Origin of the sequence: Pantoea sp. BS_8 (assembly GCF_041954965.1) — a bacterium.
Taxonomy (GTDB): Bacteria; Pseudomonadota; Gammaproteobacteria; order Enterobacterales; family Enterobacteriaceae; genus Pantoea; species Pantoea stewartii.
The window spans coordinates 1-18,421 of record NZ_JAVAXU010000003.1 but is presented as its reverse complement, the minus strand read 5'-3'; the positions used below and the strand labels follow the sequence as shown (position 1 = coordinate 18,421).

The window sequence follows — 18,421 nt, the reverse complement described above, 5'->3', positions numbered from 1 at the left end:
CGCTGTTTAGCGCCGTAGCCCCGTCGCCAGCACGGTAAAGGTCGCTGTGACTTTAGCCAGCGTGGCCTGGGGCTCGGCGCTGGCGGCCACCCACAAGGCGGCAGTAAACGCCGCACCATTCAGCAAGCGGGCAGCGGCTTCAACATCCACGGGCTTCAGCACGCCGCTCGTGACCATCTCCTCCAGTGCATGCTGGGTTGCGGTCAGGCAGGCGTTCTGGCTGGGCCACAGGGAGGGATCGCCAAGAAAGGCCGGGCCATCCAGTAATACAATACGCTGCACTTCGGGGTCCAGCGCCATCTCGATATAGGCGATACCTTCCGCCAGCAACTGGTTCCAGCTGTCGCCCGCACTGGCCGCGCGCGCTTTTGCACGCTGGGCGATGTCACTGTCGACTTCCGCGACCACAGCGGCGAGAAGGCCACGTTTATCGCCAAAATTGTGATAAAGCGCACCGCGCGTTAAACCAACGCTCGCCGTCAGCTCATCCATGGACGCGGCAGCAAACCCCTTTTCGGCAAAGGCTTTACGTGCGGCGGCAATCAGTTTAAGGCGATTTTCTTCCATCGTGACCGCACGAGGTCGTCCTGCCATGGTTCTCTCCTTTTCGTATACGTCGCGTATCTGAAATTGACATACGGGGCGTATGTGTGGTTTATTTCACATACGGGAAGTATATTAAATCATGTCGTCATGAGGCGCATGATTTCCTGATAACAACTCACCAGAGGGTAAAACAATGAGCAATCGTGAAGCAGTTTTCCCGGCGGGCCGTCATGCGCTGTATGAAAGGCATGGCTATTCCGCTGCGATCCGCTCGGGCGACCTGCTGTTCGTCTCGGGTCAGGTTGGCAGTCGCACGGACGGATCGCCTGAACCGGATTTTGCTGCTCAGGTGCAACTGGCCTTTGAGAATCTGCGCCAGACACTGGCGGCGGCAGGCTGTTCGTTCGATGATCTTATTGATGTCACCACGTTTCATACCGACCCTGAAACGCAGTTCGCTACCATTATGGAAGTGAAAAAAGCGATATTTCCGCAGCCACCTTATCCTAACTGGACGGCGGTCGGCGTTAACTGGCTGGCAGGATTCGATTTTGAAATCAAAGTCATTGCCCGTATCCCCTGAGTCAGCACCCGGCGAAAAAAAACCGTCATCCGGTTGGGATGACGGTTTTTTTAAACGCTTTGGCTCAACCACTAGAGTTCAAGCTCGATTTCACCTTTCGCCTTACAGCAGCAGGGCAGGATCTCCCCCTGTTCAATAAAGGCCAGCGGGGTTTCCGCGTAGTCGACCTCGCCGCGCAGTAACCGCATACGGCAGGAGCCGCAGTAACCTTCCCGGCACTGAAACTCCACGCACAGGTTGTTGGCTTCCAGCATGGTCAACAGATTAGGATGATCGTCTGCGCACTCCAGTCGGGTGCCGGAACTGCGCAGAATAACAACAGAACGGCTCATCGTTATAACTGGAAGTCGTCGAAGTCGTTTTCGCCCACTTCTGAATCAATCTGACCCACCAGGTAAGAACTGACTTCCACTTCCTGCGGGGCAACCTGAACGTTATCGGACACCAGCCAGGCGTTGATCCAGGGAATCGGGTTCGAGCGCGTTTCAAACGGCAGATCGAGGCCAACCGCCTGCATACGAATGTTGGTGATGTATTCGATATACTGGCACAGGATATCTTTGTTCAGACCGATCATGGAGCCGCCGCTGAACAGGTAATCTGCCCACTCTTTCTCCTGTAAGGCCGCTTTCTTAAACAGCTCGAAGCACTCTTCACGGCATTCGGCGGCAATTTCTTTCATTTCAGGATCGTCTTCACCGGTGCGCAGCAGATTCAGCATGTGCTGGGTGCCGGTCAGGTGCAGAGCTTCGTCGCGTGCAATCAGCTTGATGATTTTGGCGTTGCCTTCCATCAGTTCTCGCTCAGCAAACGCAAAAGAGCAGGCAAAGCTGACGTAGAAGCGGATCGCTTCCAGCGCATTGACGCTCATCAGGCAAATATACAGCTGCTTTTTCAGCGCGCGCACGTTAACCGTAATGGACTTACCATTGACCTGATGCGTACCTTCACCCAGCAAATGCCAGTAGTTAGTCATCTCAATCAGGTCATCGTAGTACTTAGAGATGTCCTGCGCACGCGCCAGAATCTGCTGGTTGGTGACGATATCGTCAAACACTACAGACGGATCGTTCACGATGTTGCGAATGATGTGGGTGTACGAGCGAGAGTGGATCGTTTCGGAGAACGCCCAGGTTTCGATCCAGGTTTCCAGTTCCGGAATCGAGATCAGCGGCAGCAGTGCCACGTTCGGGCTGCGTCCCTGAATCGAGTCCAGTAACGTCTGGTATTTCAGGTTGCTGATGAAGATATGCTTTTCATGATCGGGCAGGGCCTGGTAGTCGATGCGATCGCGCGAGACATCGACTTCTTCAGGACGCCAGAAGAACGAAAGCTGCTTTTCGATCAGTTTTTCAAAGATATCGTATTTCTGCTGATCAAAGCGCGCCACGTTAACGGACTGACCGAAAAACATAGGCTCTTTCAGCTGGTCATTTTTGTTTTGTGAAAAAGTGGAGTAAGCCATAAAAAACTGTCCATGGTAGACGAGGCTCAGCACCGGCCTCGCGGAAAAATGTGGGCGGGAAAGGCTCCCGCCCGACCGTCAGATCTTACAGGCGCCGCTTTCGCAGCCATCATCCTGAATAGAAGGTGCCAGATCGTCCTGCGCATCTTCCGCACCATCACGGGTGTTTTGGTAGTAGAGCGTTTTCACGCCAAACTTGTAGGCGGTCAGCAGATCTTTCAGCAGTTGCTTCATCGGCACTTTGCCATTCGGGAAGCGCGACGGATCGTAGTTGGTATTTGACGAAATCGCCTGATCGATGAATTTCTGCATTACGCCAACCAGTTGCAGGTAGCCATCATTGGACGGCATATCCCACAGCAGTTCGTACTGATCTTTAAGACGCTCATATTCCGGCACCACCTGACGCAGGATACCGTCTTTAGACGCTTTAATACTGATATGGCCGCGCGGCGGTTCGATACCGTTGGTGGCGTTTGAAATCTGCGACGAGGTTTCAGACGGCATCAGGGCAGAAAGCGTCGAGTTGCGCAGGCCGTGGGTTTTAATCTGCTCGCGCAGGGTTTCCCAGTCCAGGTGCAGCGGCTCGTTGCAAATCGCATCCAGATCTTTCTTGTAGGTATCAATCGGCAGCACGCCCTGTGCATAGGTGGTTTCATTGAACCACGGGCAGGCGCCTTGCTCTTTAGCCAGCTCATTTGAGGCTTTCAGCAGGTAGTACTGAATGGCTTCAAACGTTTTGTGCGTCAGGCCATTCGCGCTGCCGTCGGAGTAGCGCACACCGTGCTTCGCCAGGTAGTAAGCAAAGTTAATGACGCCAATGCCCAGCGTACGACGACCCATCGCACCCCGTTGCGCGGCCGGAATCGGGTAATCCTGATAATCCAGCAGTGCATCCAGCGCGCGTACGGCCAGCGTTGCCAGCTCTTCCAGATCGTCCAGGCTGTCAATCGCACCAAGGTTAAATGCTGACAGCGTACAGAGCGCAATCTCACCGTTTTCGTCGTTGACGTCATTGAGCGGTTTAGTTGGCAGCGCAATTTCCAGACACAGGTTCGACTGGCGTACTGGCGCAATACTGGCGTCAAACGGGCTGTGTGTGTTGCAGTGGTCAACGTTCTGGATGTAGATACGGCCGGTAGAGGCGCGTTCCTGCATCATCAGCGAGAACAGATCCACCGCTTTCACACGCTGCTTACGAATGCTGCTGTCTTGTTCGTATTTGGTGTAAAGACGTTCAAATTCGTCCTGATCGGCAAAGAACGCATCGTACAGGCCAGGTACGTCTGACGGGCTAAACAGCGTGATGTCCTCGCCCTTCAGCAGGCGCTGGTACATCATTTTGTTGAGCTGCACACCGTAGTCCATGTGACGCACGCGGTTACCTTCCACACCACGGTTGTTTTTCAGGACTAACAGGCTTTCCACTTCCAGATGCCACATCGGATAGAACAGCGTCGCTGCGCCGCCACGGACGCCGCCCTGCGAACAGGATTTCACCGCCGTCTGGAAGTGCTTGTAGAACGGGATACAACCGGTATGGAAAGCTTCACCGCCGCGAATCGGGCTGCCCAGCGCGCGGATACGACCCGCGTTAATACCAATACCTGCGCGTTGTGAAACGTATTTCACAATAGCGCTGGAGGTCGCGTTGATGGAATCCAGGCTGTCGCCACATTCAATCAGGACACAGGAGCTGAACTGACGGGTTGGCGTACGCACTCCCGACATGATTGGCGTCGGCAGGGAGATTTTAAACGTGGAAATCGCATCGTAGAAACGCTTGATGTAATCCATCCGGGTCGCACGCGGATAGCCTGAGAACAGGCAGGCGGCTACCAGAATGTACAGGAACTGGGCGCTTTCATAGATCTCACCGGAGACGCGGTTCTGAACCAGATATTTGCCTTCCAGCTGTTTCACGGCCGCGTACGAGAAATTCATGTCGCGCCAGTGGTCGATGAAGCCGTCCATCTGCTCGAACTCTTCACGGCTGTAGTCTTCCAGCAGATGGCGATCGTATTTGCCCAGGTCAACCATCTTAACGACCTGATCGTACAGTGCGGGTGGCTCAAACTGGCCGTACGCTTTTTTACGCAGGTGGAAGATCGCCAGACGGGCGGCAAGATACTGATAGTCAGGGGCATCGCGAGAAATAAGGTCTGCAGCGGCCTTGATGATCGTTTCATGGATGTCAGAGGTTTTGATGCCATCATAAAACTGAATGTGGGAACGCAGCTCTACCTGTGAAACCGACACATTGTTCAGCCCTTCAGCTGCCCAGTCGAGGACACGGTGAATTTTGTCGAGATCAATGCGCTCCTGGCGGCCATCGCGTTTAGTAACGAGCAGACTTTGGTTCATGTCGCGTTTTTACCTTTGCGTGAGTATCCAATAATTAAAAGAAATCCCGATTTATACACAGCATATTCATTGTGAATAATGTTGTGGATAAACACTACATCTTGGGGTTGTCGAAGATAAGTATAACAATATGGAGGCTTATTCTAGTATTTTGCTGGCGCTTAACAAGAGGAAAAAATGATGTCTGCGGGGGTTGTATTTTCTGCGGGTTTTCTTAGGCCGCGTCTCGTAAGGCCGCAGGTCTTGTCAACCAGTCTGAGAAAATATTGCGATTTATGATCGACCGCTGATTTTTCAAACATTGCGCGACTTTTTCCAGCATTGGTCTATGCGAAAGCCTGTTTTGAGCCATAGCCGTCGTGCCACAGGGCTTAACGCGTAGCGGCAGGGAGGATAGCGTTTTGTGATGACAGTGGGATGACAGCAGCGTGGGCAAAGCCGCACGCTGCACAGGAATTACGCCTCGCCGTGATGCGTGTGGATCATGTAGTTCACGTCCACACCTTTGCCCAGACGGAACCGATCGGTAAGCGGGTTGTAGTGCAGGCCTGTCATGTTGCGTTCACGCAGTGGGGTTTCATCCACCCAACCCAGCAGCTCAGAGGGACGGATAAATTTCTTCACATCATGCGTCCCACGCGGCACCATGCGCAGGACATATTCCGCACCGAAAATCGCCATCAGCCAGGCTTTGGGATTACGGTTAATGGTCGAGAAGAACACCTCGCCACTGGGTTTAACCAGCTGCGCGCAGGCGTGCACCACCGAACGTGGATCCGGCACGTGCTCAAGCATCTCCATGCAGGTCACCACATCGTACTGGCCTGCATGCTGGCTGGCATGCTCCTCGACCGTTTGTTGCACATAGTCGAGCGTCACGCCGCTCTCCAGCGCATGCAGTCGTGCCACCTCAAGTGGCTCCGCGCCCATATCCAGCCCGGTGACGATTGCACCTTCCCGGGCCATGCTTTCCGCCAGGATACCGCCACCACAGCCGACATCGAGCACTTTTTTACCGAACAGCCCGTGACTGTGTTGCGCAATGTAGCCCAGCCGCAGGGGATTAATACGGTGCAGCGGTTTAAATTCGCCCTCCAGATCCCACCAGCGCGAGGCAACGGCCTCGAACTTGGCAATTTCCTGTGCATCGACATTGTGCTGAGGGTTCTGTGGTTGTGCATTCATTGAATCGTGACTCCTGACAAAATGTGACATCAGTATAAACGCTTAACTTATCATGGCGCACCTTATCAACATGAGTAAAAGCACCTTAATAAGGTGGTTAACGTTCACCAGTGAATTGCGGTGTGATATACTTTCGCACCTTTAAAATCCGGGATTAGTAGAGGGATAGCGGCTCCATGAGCGACCTTGCGAGAGAAATTACACCGGTTAATATCGAAGAAGAGTTAAAAAATTCTTACCTCGATTACGCCATGTCGGTCATTGTTGGCCGAGCTTTACCCGATGTGCGTGATGGCCTGAAGCCAGTACATCGCCGCGTACTCTACGCGATGAGCGAACTGGGTAATGACTGGAACAAACCCTATAAAAAATCTGCCCGCGTCGTCGGTGACGTTATCGGTAAATATCACCCGCATGGTGATTCTGCCGTTTACGACACCATCGTACGTATGGCCCAGCCTTTCTCCCTGCGTTACATGCTGGTGGACGGTCAAGGCAACTTCGGATCCATCGACGGCGACTCCGCTGCGGCGATGCGTTATACCGAAGTGCGCATGTCTAAAATCGCCCACGACCTGTTAGCTGATCTGGAAAAAGAGACCGTTGATTTCGTACCGAACTACGACGGTACCGAGCAGATCCCTGAAGTTCTGCCCACCAAAATCCCTAACCTGCTGGTCAACGGATCGTCCGGTATTGCCGTCGGTATGGCCACCAACATTCCGCCGCATAACCTGCGCGAAGTGATTAACGGCTGCCTGGCTTATATTGAAGATGAAAACATCAGCGTTGAAGGGCTGATGGAACACATTCCGGGGCCTGATTTCCCGACGGCGGCCATTATCAACGGGCGTCGCGGCATTGAAGAAGCCTATCGCACCGGTCGCGGTAAAGTTTACATCCGTGCCCGTGGTGAAGTGGAAGTGGATGCCAAAACCGGACGTGAAACCATCGTCATTCACGAGCTGCCCTATCAGGTGAACAAAGCGCGCCTGATAGAAAAGATTGCCGAGCTGGTGAAAGAAAAGCGCGTCGAAGGAATCAGTGCCCTGCGCGATGAGTCTGATAAAGACGGCATGCGTATCGTCATTGAAATCAAGCGTGACGCCGTTGGTGAAGTGGTTCTCAATAACCTCTATTCCCTGACTCAGTTGCAGACCTCTTTCGGTATCAACATGGTCGCTCTCCATCAGGGCCAGCCGAAGATTATGGCGCTGAAGGAGATTCTCGAAGCCTTCGTTCGCCATCGCCGTGAAGTGGTGACACGCCGTACTATTTTCGAACTGCGCAAGGCGCGCGATCGGGCACATATCCTTGAAGGTCTGGCGATTGCGCTGGCTAACATCGATCCGATTATCGAACTGATTCGCCGCGCACCAACGCCAGCGGAAGCAAAAGCGGGTCTGATCTCGCAATCGTGGGCGCTGGGCAATGTGGCCGCGATGCTGGAACGTGCAGGCGATGACGCGGCCCGTCCAGAGTGGCTGGAAGCGCAGTTCGGTATCCGTGATGGTCAGTATTACCTGACAGAACACCAGGCGCAGGCCATTCTGGACTTACGTCTGCAGAAGCTGACCGGCCTTGAGCATGAGAAGCTGCTGGACGAGTACAAACAGCTGCTGGATCAGATTGCAGAATTACTGCACATCCTGTCCAGCTCAGAACGTCTGATGGAAGTCATTCGCGAAGAGCTTGAGCTGATGCGCGATCAGTTCGGCGACGACCGCCGCACTGAAATTACGGCTAACAGCGCCGACATCAACATCGAAGACCTGATCAATCAGGAAGATGTTGTGGTGACATTGTCGCATCAGGGCTATGTGAAATATCAGCCGCTGAGCGACTATGAAGCCCAGCGCCGTGGCGGTAAAGGCAAGTCTGCCGCCCGAATCAAAGAAGAAGACTTTATCGATCGTCTGCTGGTGGCGAATACCCACGACACGATCCTGTGCTTCTCCAGCCGTGGCCGGCTCTACTGGATGAAAGTCTACCAGTTGCCTGAAGCCAGCCGTGGTGCACGTGGGCGTCCTATCGTTAACCTGTTGCCGCTGGAAGCCAACGAACGTATTACGGCGATTCTGCCGGTACGTGAATACACCGAAGGCTTTAATATCTTCATGGCTACCGCCAGCGGGACCGTGAAGAAAACGGGTCTGCAGGAGTTTAGCCGCCCACGTAGCGCAGGCATTATCGCGATTAACCTGCGTGATGACGATGAGCTGATCGGTGTGGCGCTGACGAACGGTAACGATGAGGCGATGTTGTTCTCTGCGGCCGGTAAGGTGGTGCGCTTTGCAGAATCCGCGGTACGTGCCATGGGCCGAACGGCTTCGGGCGTACGGGGCATTAAGCTGGCGCAAAATGATCGCGTAGTTTCGCTGATCGTGCCGCGTGAAGAGGGCGCTATTCTTACGGTTACGCAGAACGGCTACGGTAAGCGTACCGCGAACAGTGAGTACCCGACCAAATCCCGTGCAACGCAGGGCGTGATTTCCATCAAAGTAACTGAGCGTAATGGCCCGGTTATTGGTGCGGTACAGGTTGTCGACAGCGATCAGATCATGATGATCACCGATGCCGGCACACTGGTAAGAACCCGTGTCTCCGAAGTTAGCATCGTGGGCCGTAATACCCAGGGTGTGATCCTGATTCGTACAGCCGAAGACGAGAATGTTGTCGGTCTGCAGCGCGTAGCGGAACCGGTGGAAGAAGAAGAGCTGGATGCTATCGATGGCAGCGTGGCGGAAGGGGACGATGATATCGTACCTGAAGTCGACAATGACGACGATGATGAACCGGCAGTGGACGACGACGAGTAAGTTACCCGTCGTACGTTAAACCGCAACGGCAGGTCAGGGGTAACCCGGCCTGCCGTTTTTTTTGGCTGTGAAGACAGCGAGAGGAGAGGTGGGCGGCAGGTCAAACATTCTCAAACTGCGCCCTGAGCCCGGAGTCGACTGGCTTTTTCGCTGCGATAAAGCTAGTGTATGAACATCAAAAATCCAACAATGCGACTAACCTTGCCACCTGCGAGTCACCTTTGAAATATCTAGTTTCTTTCCGCACGACGCTGCGCATTTCGCGCTATCTGTTTCGCGCGCTGGCACTGCTCATCTGGTTGCTGGGCGCTGTTCTGACGACGTTCTATATTATCAGCGTCCTGCATGACAAAGAGAACAAGGTACGTCAGGAGTTTGCCAGTAACTACGGCACCATTGACTGGTACGTCCGTCATTCTGCGGGCATGATGCGTGAACTCAAATATATTGCTGAAAACCGGCTCGCCAGACCTGCACCCATCGGTCAGTCCCAGGCGGACAATCTGATTCAGCCACAGTTTATGCCGTTATATTCCGGTGACGACTGTGCCTCCATGAGCACCACCTGGCGCAACTCGCTTGATTCCTTAGGTAACTACATTAACTACTGGAAAAGCAATTTCGCCTCATCCTACGAGCTGAACCGGGTCTTCCTGATTGGCGGCGATAACAGGTGCCTGGCTGACTTTACCGTCAGCAATAACAATAATAATGTCAGTCGCGATCGCAGTCTGAAGCTTCTGCGGGAAAACCTGCAGCGTTACCGTAACAGCCCGGAAGAGGACCAGCGTAATCCGGCTTACTGGGTGAGCAGCTCCGCTCAGCCTGGTGTAGGCAGCTTCTCTGTGGTGATGCCGGTCTATGTGGCCGATAAACTGCAGGCTTTGCTGGGCGTAGAGCAAAATATCCGCCTTGATGAATTTATCCAGCCCGGCAGCCTGCCGGTGACCGCGACCATAACCGACGAAAATTATACGCCGTTGCTGACGTCACGCCGGGGAGGCGTAGGTTTCTCGCTAAACGAATTACCCGACGATAAAACCTGGTTTGGTTATCTGGACGGTTATCGCCAGCTGGTGCTCAAGAAACCCTTACCGCCATCAGAACTCAATGTGATCTGGTCGGTGTCAACGGATGTCCTGGTCGATCAGCTCAGGCTCATGATGATTAACGCGGTGCTGCTCAATATCATGAGTGCGGTACTGCTGTTTACGCTGGCCTGGTTATTTGAGCGGCGCATGTTTTTGCCTGCGGAAGAGAATGCACACAGGCTGGAAGAGCATGAGCAGTTTAACCGTAAGATCGTGGCGTCAGCACCGGTCGGGATCTGTATTCTGCGCACCAGCGATGGCACCAACATTCTGAGCAATGAGCTGGCGCATAACTATCTTACGTTGCTGACGCAGGAAGACCGCAAGCGGTTAAATGAAATTATCGGCGGCCAACAGGTCAACTTTGTGGATGTCCTGACGGGCAGCAACACCAATCTGCAAATCAGCTTTGTGCATTCCCGATATCGCAATGAAAACGTCGCCATCTGCGTGCTGGTTGACGTGTCCACGCGCGTTCGTATGGAGCAGTCATTGCAGGAGATGGCGCATGCCGCTGAACAGGCCAGCCAGTCGAAATCGATGTTTCTGGCCACGGTCAGCCATGAACTGCGCACGCCGTTATACGGCATTATTGGTAATCTGGATTTATTACAGACACGACAGTTGCCCAGCGGTATCGACTCGCTGGTCACCGCCATGAACAACTCCTCCAGTCTGCTGTTAAAAATCATCAGCGATATTCTCGATTTCTCGAAAATCGAGTCGGAACAGTTGAAGATTGAACCGCGTCCTTTCTCCCCGCGTGAAGTGATTACCCATATTGTCGGTAACTATCTGTCGCTGGTGGTGAAAAAACGCCTGACACTGTACTGCTATATTGAACACGATGTTCCGCAGTTCCTCGATGGCGATCCCCTGCGTCTGCAACAGGTGATTTCTAACCTGCTCAATAATGCGATCAAATTTACGCATACCGGCTGCATTATCCTGCATGCATACGTCACCCAGGGCTATCTGGCCTTTCGTATGCGTGATACCGGCGTCGGGATTCCCGCAAAAGAGCTCACCCGGTTATTCGATCCGTTCTTCCAGGTCGGAAATGGCGTCCAGCGCAATTTCCAGGGCACCGGGCTGGGCCTGGCGATTTGTGAAAAGCTGATCAACATGATGGACGGTGATATCGAGGTAGAGTCAGAGCCGGGAATGGGAAGCCAGTTTATCGTGCGTATCCCCATCTACAATGGTAAGCAGCCGTCCATTCCACTGCTTGACGGGCTGCAGGATAAGAAAATCTGGCTGGCAATGCGCAATGAGTACCTGGCCCAGTATCTGGACAGGCTGTTGAAGCAACATGGTTTCCAGGTCGCCGATATGCTGGCAAACCCTGGCAGTGATGATGTGGTGTTAACCGACTATGCAATGGAGACATTCCCCCAGGTGCGTGCGGTTATCACGTTTGACGGCGCGCATGTGGATATGCCGCGTGAGCCGCAGGCAGGGCGCTGGATCCACAGCACGGCAACCCTGCATGAACTGCCGACTTTACTGGCACGTATTTACCGCATTGCCGTGGAAACCGAGAGCACGGACGCGCTTTCTCTGAGCGGGCCGGTCGAAGAGAAAATCCATAATGACGACATTATGGTGCTGATCGTTGACGATCATCCTATCAACCGCATGCTGCTGTCAGAGCAGCTTGGCACGCTGGGTTATCAGGTGAAAACCGCCCAGGACGGTGTTGACGCCTTAAATGTCTTAAGCCGTAATACAATTGATATTGTGCTGACCGATGTGAACATGCCCAATATGGACGGTTATCGTCTGACTCAGCGCCTGCGTCAGTTAGGGCATGTGTTCCCGGTGATAGGCGTCACGGCGAACGCGCTGGCCGAAGAAAAGCAGCGTTGTATGGACGCAGGGATGGACAACTGCTTGTCGAAGCCCGTGACGCTGGATGTGCTGAAATCAACGCTGGGTCTCTATGCGGAGCGGGTACGTAAAGCCCGGCAGGGATAAAAGAGAAGCGGAAGAAGGCGGTGCGAGTGCACCGCCTGAAAACTTACTCTTTGTCGATCTGAGTCGCGCTGACTGATGACAGATAGTTGAGCAGGGCAATATCGTTATCCACACCCAACTTCATCATGGCCGATTTTTTCTGGCTACTGATGGTCTTAATACTGCGGTTCAGCTTCTTCGCAATTTCCGTTACCAGGAAGCCTTCAGCGAAGAGACGTAATACTTCGCTCTCTTTAGGCGAAAGACGCTTATCGCCATAACCGCCGGCACTGATTTTCTCCAGCAGTTTCGCCACGCTTTCCGGCGTATATTTCTTGCCTTTCTGCAGCGCAGCCAGCGCTTTAGGCAGATCGGTTGGCGCACCTTGCTTCAGAACGATACCTTCGATATCCAGATCCAGCACGGAGCTGAGGATGGCCGGGTTGTTGTTCATGGTCAGAACAATGATCGACAGATCAGGATAATGGCGTTTGATATATTTGATCAGCGTAATACCGTCACCATACTTTTCACCCGGCATAGAGAGGTCGGTGATCAGCACATTGGCATCAAGCTTGGACAGGTTGTTAATCAGTGCTGTTGAGTCTTCAAACTCACCCACAACGTTAACCCACTCAATTTGTTCCAGAGATTTTCGAATACCGAAAAGAACAATTGGGTGATCATCGGCAATAATTACATTCAGGTTATTCATCTTATTGGTTACCTTGCTGCAGCAGTTGATTGACATAAGCGTCAATATTACTGGTGGTATTTTTAATGTTTGAATCGTCACACACTTTGATGTGGTGTTCTAATTCTTCACAAAGCTGTTTGCCCGGTGTCAAATTAAGCATAGCAAACACGCCTTTAAGGCGATGGGCAGTCTGAGCAAGCGAGGCATAATCGTTTATCGCTGACTCAGTATACAATCTCTTTACATCATCCGGTACTGTCTCAGTAAACAGCTGGAAATAGCCTCCACTTAGCAGTGGCGTGCTGGCGTCATCTTCTTCAGTGTTATCCTCCATTACATCGTGGGACAATTGCTTCTCAATCAGTGCCAGTAATGCATCCAGTAGTGCATTACTGAGATTGAAATTGACGCGATACTGTTGATCGTTCAGCGCATGATGGCCCGGTTCGTCTTCTGCCAGTAACAATGCCCAGCCACTCAGTTTGCCCGGATCGTCGGTGATCTGTACGTCGTGATCCTGACCCGAAATACGTTCATCAGGCGTCAGGCAGCGCGCGCCCCAGTTTTCCAGATGGCGACAAACAATTTTGTGGACATCTTCAACGGCGATCTCCACCAGCGCGGTTACGCCTTCCAGGATTTTCTCTTCCTCCTCATCACGCTGTTCCTCAAGCGTGAGGGGCAGTTGAATGTTATAGCGTGTGCCGATATCGGCTTTCGCCACAATCTCCAGGCTACCGCCCATTTGTTTACATAACTGCTTGCACAGGAAAAACGCCATACCGGACGCCTGACCATAACGATCCTGACTGGTATCGCCCAGGAACGGGAAGTCCACGTTCGCCAGTTCATCCACGGTCAGTCCGGCACCGGTATCCACCAGTTCAATATAGACCCGGTCAGGCTGGTTCTCTGCCGTCTTCACCGCCAGGGTAATCTTGCCCCAGCGGGTGGTAATCAGCGCATAATGCATCAGCGTGGTGAGGATTTTGCGCAATGCACGTCGATCGCCAAAGCGCATCTCGTCATTTGCCAGATGATTATTCACCACCAGGGACAGGCCTTTGCGACGCAGCAGCGGCAGGCTCTCCAGCATAATTTCGTCCAGTAACTCTTGCAGGTTAAATACCGACGCATCAGGTGACCAGTCATGCGCTTCAAGACGATTGAGCAGCACGATATCGTCCACCAGACGAGCCAGTGACTGGCTCTCATCCAGAATATCCAGCACGCTTTCGTCATTATCACGCTGACTCAACTGCACCAACTGCGAGACGATTTTTTCCAGCGGCTGGTTTAACGCATGGCCAAGGTGATGCAGCAACTGCTGACGCATCTGGTGGTTGCGATCCAGCACCTGCTGTGCTTTTTGCAGTTTCTTGTTGACCAGTAATTCCCGATCCTGATCGCGCATCATAAACAGCTGTGTATGCGGCGATAAAACGCTACGCGCATGGCGTATTTCATACACTTCGTTGTTGATCGTAGCCTGTAATACACCCTGATGCTGATCGGACATATTGATGATCTTTTGCAGGTTCAGGTGAGGCAAAAGATGCTCGGCGATCTTATTACTTAACAAGGTACGGTTACTCGCAAAGTCGTACACCAACAGGCCCACAGGTAAGCTGGCCACAATCTCCTGATTGAGTACGCGAAGGGAGTCCAGTTCAGCACTCTGGTTTTCACTGGGACGAAGCGATTGTTTGCGTAGTAACAATACGCCACTCAGTGAAAGTAAAAACAGCACCAGGTTAATCAGTAGTGGCCACATCAGGTTATGCGCACTGTCGAGCAGCAGGCGAACAAGGGGGACCCGGTAAACCAGCTGCAGCGAGGTGCTGGGCAGGGCTGCGGCTATCTCAATGTCGTGGCTGACCAGCGAAACCTGGGTTGTCTCAAGGCCTTCCTGGTTTGTACTGGTGTTATTGGTAAAGCTGGCATCCTGACGCAACTGGAAGTTCTCTACCGGCATATTAAGCGGGATTAAGTCATTCACAGGCAAATCAAACGCGACGACAGTGGCCAGATGGCCGGGCTGATTAAACGTCGTACGCAGGGTAAAGTAGTGATCGTTCTGGAAAGCAAGATGACGCAGAGGCGAAAAGCTTTCGCGTTCATCCAGCGCATTCGCCTGCTGCAGCATTTCAGCACGGCGCGCATCCACTAATGAACTTAACGCATTCTCTTTATAGCGAGTGGCCAAATCTTTCAGCGGCAGGGTCGATATCATAATCAGACTGTTGTCCTGACCATTTAAGAAATACATCGACCAGGTCGGCGATTCGGCACCCCACAGCGTATCAAGATAACTGGACATCCGCATCGTCATATCCAGCGTGCTGCTGTCATGCGAACCAAAGATCAGCGCTTCGGTTTTACGTCGGGTTTTTTCGAGGTAATAGACATCAGGACGCAGACGCGTCTCTTGTAAATTGCTGGCAGGGACGGAACCTGCCGCACTGGCCGAGAGGTTTTCATAAATTTGCCAGGTCACAAAACGATAGGTATCAATACGTTTTTGTACGTCGTGCGCCATATCGGCCATGGCATAGCGTTTATCGGTTAGCCAGGCATTAATTGAATTTTGCACCATACAACCCAGCGCCAGTAACAGTACCAGGTTAAATACGATAAAAAAGCGGGTGACATTGCTGGATGTCAGAGGAAACTTATACAACATAGCGTCTCAGATACCTGATTTATCGCGCAACGTTGCGCGCACTGACAGCCACAGCCAACAAGAGCAGTGCAATCAGTAAAAATGCACCGCTAAGGCTAATCCATTGAGAGATGAACCCGATCAACGCCGGACCAGAAAGAATACCTGCATATCCCAACGTTGTCATGGCTGAAATCGCCAGGTTAGCGGGCATTGCATGCTGATTACCCGCCGCGTTAAATAACATAGGCACGGTATTGGATAAACCAAATCCCACCAGTAAGAAAGCCAGTAATGACGCTTCCGGCCAGGGCAGCAGGACGGCGAGCGCCAGGCCCGACGCCGCGGCCAGCGCGCCCATGACCATCACCGGATAGCGGCCAAAACGTTGAATAATCTTATCGCCAGTAAAGCGTCCTGCCGTCATCGCTACAGAGAATACGGCATAGCCCAGACCTGCATGTGCCGTCGACATTGACGGATTTTGCAGCAGCAACAGGGCACCCCAGTCCAGTACTGCGCCTTCTGCCAGAAACAGGATAAAGCACAGTACGCCCAGAAAGGCGACACGCCCGCGCGGAATCACCAGCCAGGGCTGATCAGGCTGATGTAAGCGCTGGTTCATATAGCCGGACAGTCGCCACAGCAGCAATGCGACCATCACCGCCATAACGATCAGAACCGATAAGAGAGGGGTCAATGTCAGACCTAACAGCAGACTTACCGCACCGGCACCTAAAATGCCTCCCAGGCTGAAAAACGCGTGAAAGCCTGACATCATGGGGCGTCCTGCGGCTTTTTCTACTTCCACCGCCTGATAATTCATTGCAACGTCCAGCATCCCCAACCCGGCACCAAACAGCATGAGTGCTGCGGCCATCACCAGATGGGAAGGCGCGGTTGCCAGCACAGGTAGCATCAACAGGACCAGCAGCGTCGAACTCATCATCACCCGCCGGCAGCCAAAGCGGGCGACCAGCGTGCCTGTGACGGGCATCGCAAGCAGTGAACCAATCCCCAGGCAGAGCAGCAGGGCACCGAGGGATGCTCCTTCTAACTGCAAGCGATCGCGCGCATAAGGTACCAGTGGTGCCCAGGCTGACATGCCCAGTCCATTAATTAAAAAAATGGTACGCGTACCGGCGCTAAGGCGGCGTTCAGAACAGGTTGATTTTGCGGCATCCAGTGCTGTCATGGCTCTTATTTCATCTGTATCGAAGCAAAAAAGTGTAGCATCAAATTGCTGCAAAACGCTGTGAGAACACAGGCTTAACAGTTCATCATTTTACGTAGATGATTTTCGCGCAGCGCCAGTGTACCGACTTTTAGCGGTGCCAATGATTTTTCCAGAACTTTCCTGGCTTACTTTCCCTCCTGCCGCGACGTTGTATGACCGTGGTCACATTTTCGCTACGTGTATTGCTTAGTTAAATTTGAGTATGCCTTCAGCCTGTCAAGGCCTAAAAAAAACAGGTTAATCCGTAACTTTGCGCATTTTTTAGAAACATTTAGCAACATCTGAAAGCGATGCGCGGCACATTTTTGCCACTTTTTTACTGACAAAACCAAAATTTGGCTAATGTTATCTTGGTTAAATCATAAACAAAACTGCATATTACGATTGATTTTTGCCCTGACTGTGATGAATATTATTTTCATGATGTTGCCAAAAGTAAGTTCGGATTAATTAAAATTTAAACAATTATTACGCTTCGCTTAGATTTTTTGCCATCGCTCTTGATTTTTTTACCTATTGTCGCGCCAGGTTGAAACGTTTTCAGGTTCGCAGCAAGTAAAACGTGGAAAAGTTACCCATAAATTATTTTTATGGTTTTCATTTCAGTTAATTAGCTTCTCTGGTGGAGTAAGGTCAAGATGGCAGAAATCACTCAAACTCGGGTGGATATCATTTCCCGTGCAAATGGTACGCTCATTTCACAGGTCGATGGCGTCTCAGCACAAACGATTACCCTCAGTGAACCCAGCGTTGTCCGTATTAACGGCACACGTGAAGTGGTGACGCAATTTCAACGGCAGGGTGATGACCTTATCGTTCAGATGCGTGACGGCAGCACGGTTCGCTATAAAAACTTCTTTCTGGATGATGCTGCCGGCGATCACAGTGAACTGGTGTTTGACGATGGTGTGAATCCCCCAGAGCATGCGCTTTTCCCCACGGCGGTTGACGCAACAGATTACGCCGCCACAACCATGACGCCCACCTATGAATCTCTCGACAGTGTCGATCCCCTTCTCCTGGCTGATAACAGCAATATTTCTACCGGACTAATGACCGCCAGCGGTGTGGGCCTGCTTGGTCTGGCGGGCGTTGCACTGGGTACCAGTCGGGGCGGAGGAGGAGGTGGTGGTGGTGACAACCCGGCCGCACCGGGAACGCCCGGTGCGCCAACGCTCACCGTCAACCCTTTCGCCGGGGATAACGTGCTGGACAACACCGAGAAGGCGTCAGATCAAACGCTTTCGGGCACCACAACCAATGTGGAGGCAGGCCAGACCGTCACCGTGACGCTGGGCGGACAGACCTACACCACCACGGTAGGAACAGACGGCAGCTGGAGCGTGACGGTGCCGGCGGCGGCGCTGCAGGCGCTGGCGGCGGGCACGGCGACCATCGCGGTCACGGTGAGCAACGCGGCGGGCACCGCGGCCACGACTGCCGAAACCATCACCGTGGAGGCGCCGGTGACCTCACCGGGCGATCCGACGGTGGCCCTTGCGCCCTTTGCCGGGGACAACATTCTGGACAACGCGGAGAAGGCCACGGATCAGACCGTCTCGGGCATCACCGCCAACGTGGAGCCGGGCCAGACCGTGACCGTGACGCTGGGCGGACAGACCTACACCGCCACGGTAGGAACAGACGGCAGCTGGAGCGTGACGGTGCCGTCCGCGGCGCTGCAGGCGCTGGCGGCAGGCACAACGACCATCGGGGCGACGGTGAGCAACGCGGCGGGCACCGCGGCCACGACTGCCGAAACCATCACCGTGGAGGCGCCGGTGACCTCGCCGGGCGATCCGACGGTGACCCTCGC

The 18,421-nt window shown here is 53.1% G+C and carries 12 protein-coding genes; 4 read left to right on the top strand and 8 right to left on the bottom strand.

What is annotated here, in order from left to right:
- Positions 1 to 6: 6 nt before the first annotated feature.
- Positions 7 to 594 (bottom strand): TetR/AcrR family transcriptional regulator, encoded by a 588-nt coding sequence (locus RAC65_RS08930; RefSeq protein WP_058701326.1) that lies wholly within the window; start codon positions 592 to 594, stop codon positions 7 to 9.
- A gap of 145 nt (positions 595 to 739) precedes the next feature.
- Here RAC65_RS08930 and RAC65_RS08925 point away from each other — a divergent pair, with 145 nt between their 5' ends.
- Positions 740 to 1,129, top strand: a complete 390-nt coding sequence (locus RAC65_RS08925; protein WP_006120008.1) for a RidA family protein — start codon at positions 740 to 742, stop codon at positions 1,127 to 1,129.
- A 71-nt stretch (positions 1,130 to 1,200) separates the two neighbouring features.
- Here RAC65_RS08925 and yfaE read toward each other — a convergent pair whose 3' ends face one another.
- The 4 genes from yfaE to ubiG form a co-directional block, all read right to left on the bottom strand.
- Positions 1,201 to 1,461 carry a class I ribonucleotide reductase maintenance protein YfaE gene (gene yfaE, locus RAC65_RS08920; RefSeq protein ID WP_006120007.1) on the bottom strand — a complete coding sequence of 87 codons (261 nt, stop codon included), beginning with the start codon at positions 1,459 to 1,461 and terminating at the stop codon, positions 1,201 to 1,203.
- A gap of 2 nt (positions 1,462 to 1,463) precedes the next feature.
- Positions 1,464 to 2,594, bottom strand: coding sequence for a class Ia ribonucleoside-diphosphate reductase subunit beta (gene nrdB, locus RAC65_RS08915; protein ID WP_006120006.1), 1,131 nt, complete (start codon positions 2,592 to 2,594; stop codon positions 1,464 to 1,466).
- 78 nt (positions 2,595 to 2,672) lie between these two features.
- A complete protein-coding gene (gene nrdA, locus RAC65_RS08910; protein WP_033740614.1) occupies positions 2,673 to 4,958 on the bottom strand; it encodes a class 1a ribonucleoside-diphosphate reductase subunit alpha in 2,286 nt (761 codons plus the stop codon).
- Between the two features lie 456 nt (positions 4,959 to 5,414).
- The gene (gene ubiG / locus RAC65_RS08905; RefSeq protein ID WP_058701327.1) at positions 5,415 to 6,143 is read right to left on the bottom strand and encodes a bifunctional 2-polyprenyl-6-hydroxyphenol methylase/3-demethylubiquinol 3-O-methyltransferase UbiG; all 729 of its coding nucleotides are present in this window, start codon (positions 6,141 to 6,143) and stop codon (positions 5,415 to 5,417) included.
- A gap of 176 nt (positions 6,144 to 6,319) precedes the next feature.
- On the opposite strand from ubiG, the gene gyrA reads away from it, so the two are divergent.
- Together gyrA and rcsC are read left to right on the top strand one after the other, a co-directional pair.
- Entirely contained in the window at positions 6,320 to 8,962 is a 2,643-nt protein-coding gene (gyrA, locus tag RAC65_RS08900; RefSeq protein ID WP_058701328.1) for a DNA topoisomerase (ATP-hydrolyzing) subunit A, read from the top strand.
- Between the two features lie 221 nt (positions 8,963 to 9,183).
- Positions 9,184 to 12,030, top strand: coding sequence for a two-component system sensor histidine kinase RcsC (rcsC, locus tag RAC65_RS08895; RefSeq protein WP_058701337.1), 2,847 nt, complete (start codon positions 9,184 to 9,186; stop codon positions 12,028 to 12,030).
- A 43-nt stretch (positions 12,031 to 12,073) separates the two neighbouring features.
- Here rcsC and rcsB read toward each other — a convergent pair whose 3' ends face one another.
- Genes rcsB through RAC65_RS08880 form a run of 3 tightly spaced genes read right to left on the bottom strand, consistent with a single transcriptional unit; the run spans position 12,074 to position 16,563 of the window.
- The gene (gene rcsB, locus RAC65_RS08890; protein WP_006120001.1) at positions 12,074 to 12,724 is read right to left on the bottom strand and encodes a response regulator transcription factor RcsB; all 651 of its coding nucleotides are present in this window, start codon (positions 12,722 to 12,724) and stop codon (positions 12,074 to 12,076) included.
- 1 nt (position 12,725) lies between these two features.
- Entirely contained in the window at positions 12,726 to 15,389 is a 2,664-nt protein-coding gene (rcsD, locus tag RAC65_RS08885; RefSeq protein ID WP_375096614.1) for a phosphotransferase RcsD, read from the bottom strand.
- Positions 15,390 to 15,408: 19 nt separating this feature from the next.
- A complete protein-coding gene (locus tag RAC65_RS08880; protein WP_033740605.1) occupies positions 15,409 to 16,563 on the bottom strand; it encodes an MFS transporter in 1,155 nt (384 codons plus the stop codon).
- A gap of 680 nt (positions 16,564 to 17,243) precedes the next feature.
- Here RAC65_RS08880 and RAC65_RS08875 point away from each other — a divergent pair.
- A partial coding sequence (locus RAC65_RS08875; protein ID WP_375096613.1) for an Ig-like domain-containing protein occupies positions 17,244 to 18,421 on the top strand: 1,178 nt, incomplete at its 3' end.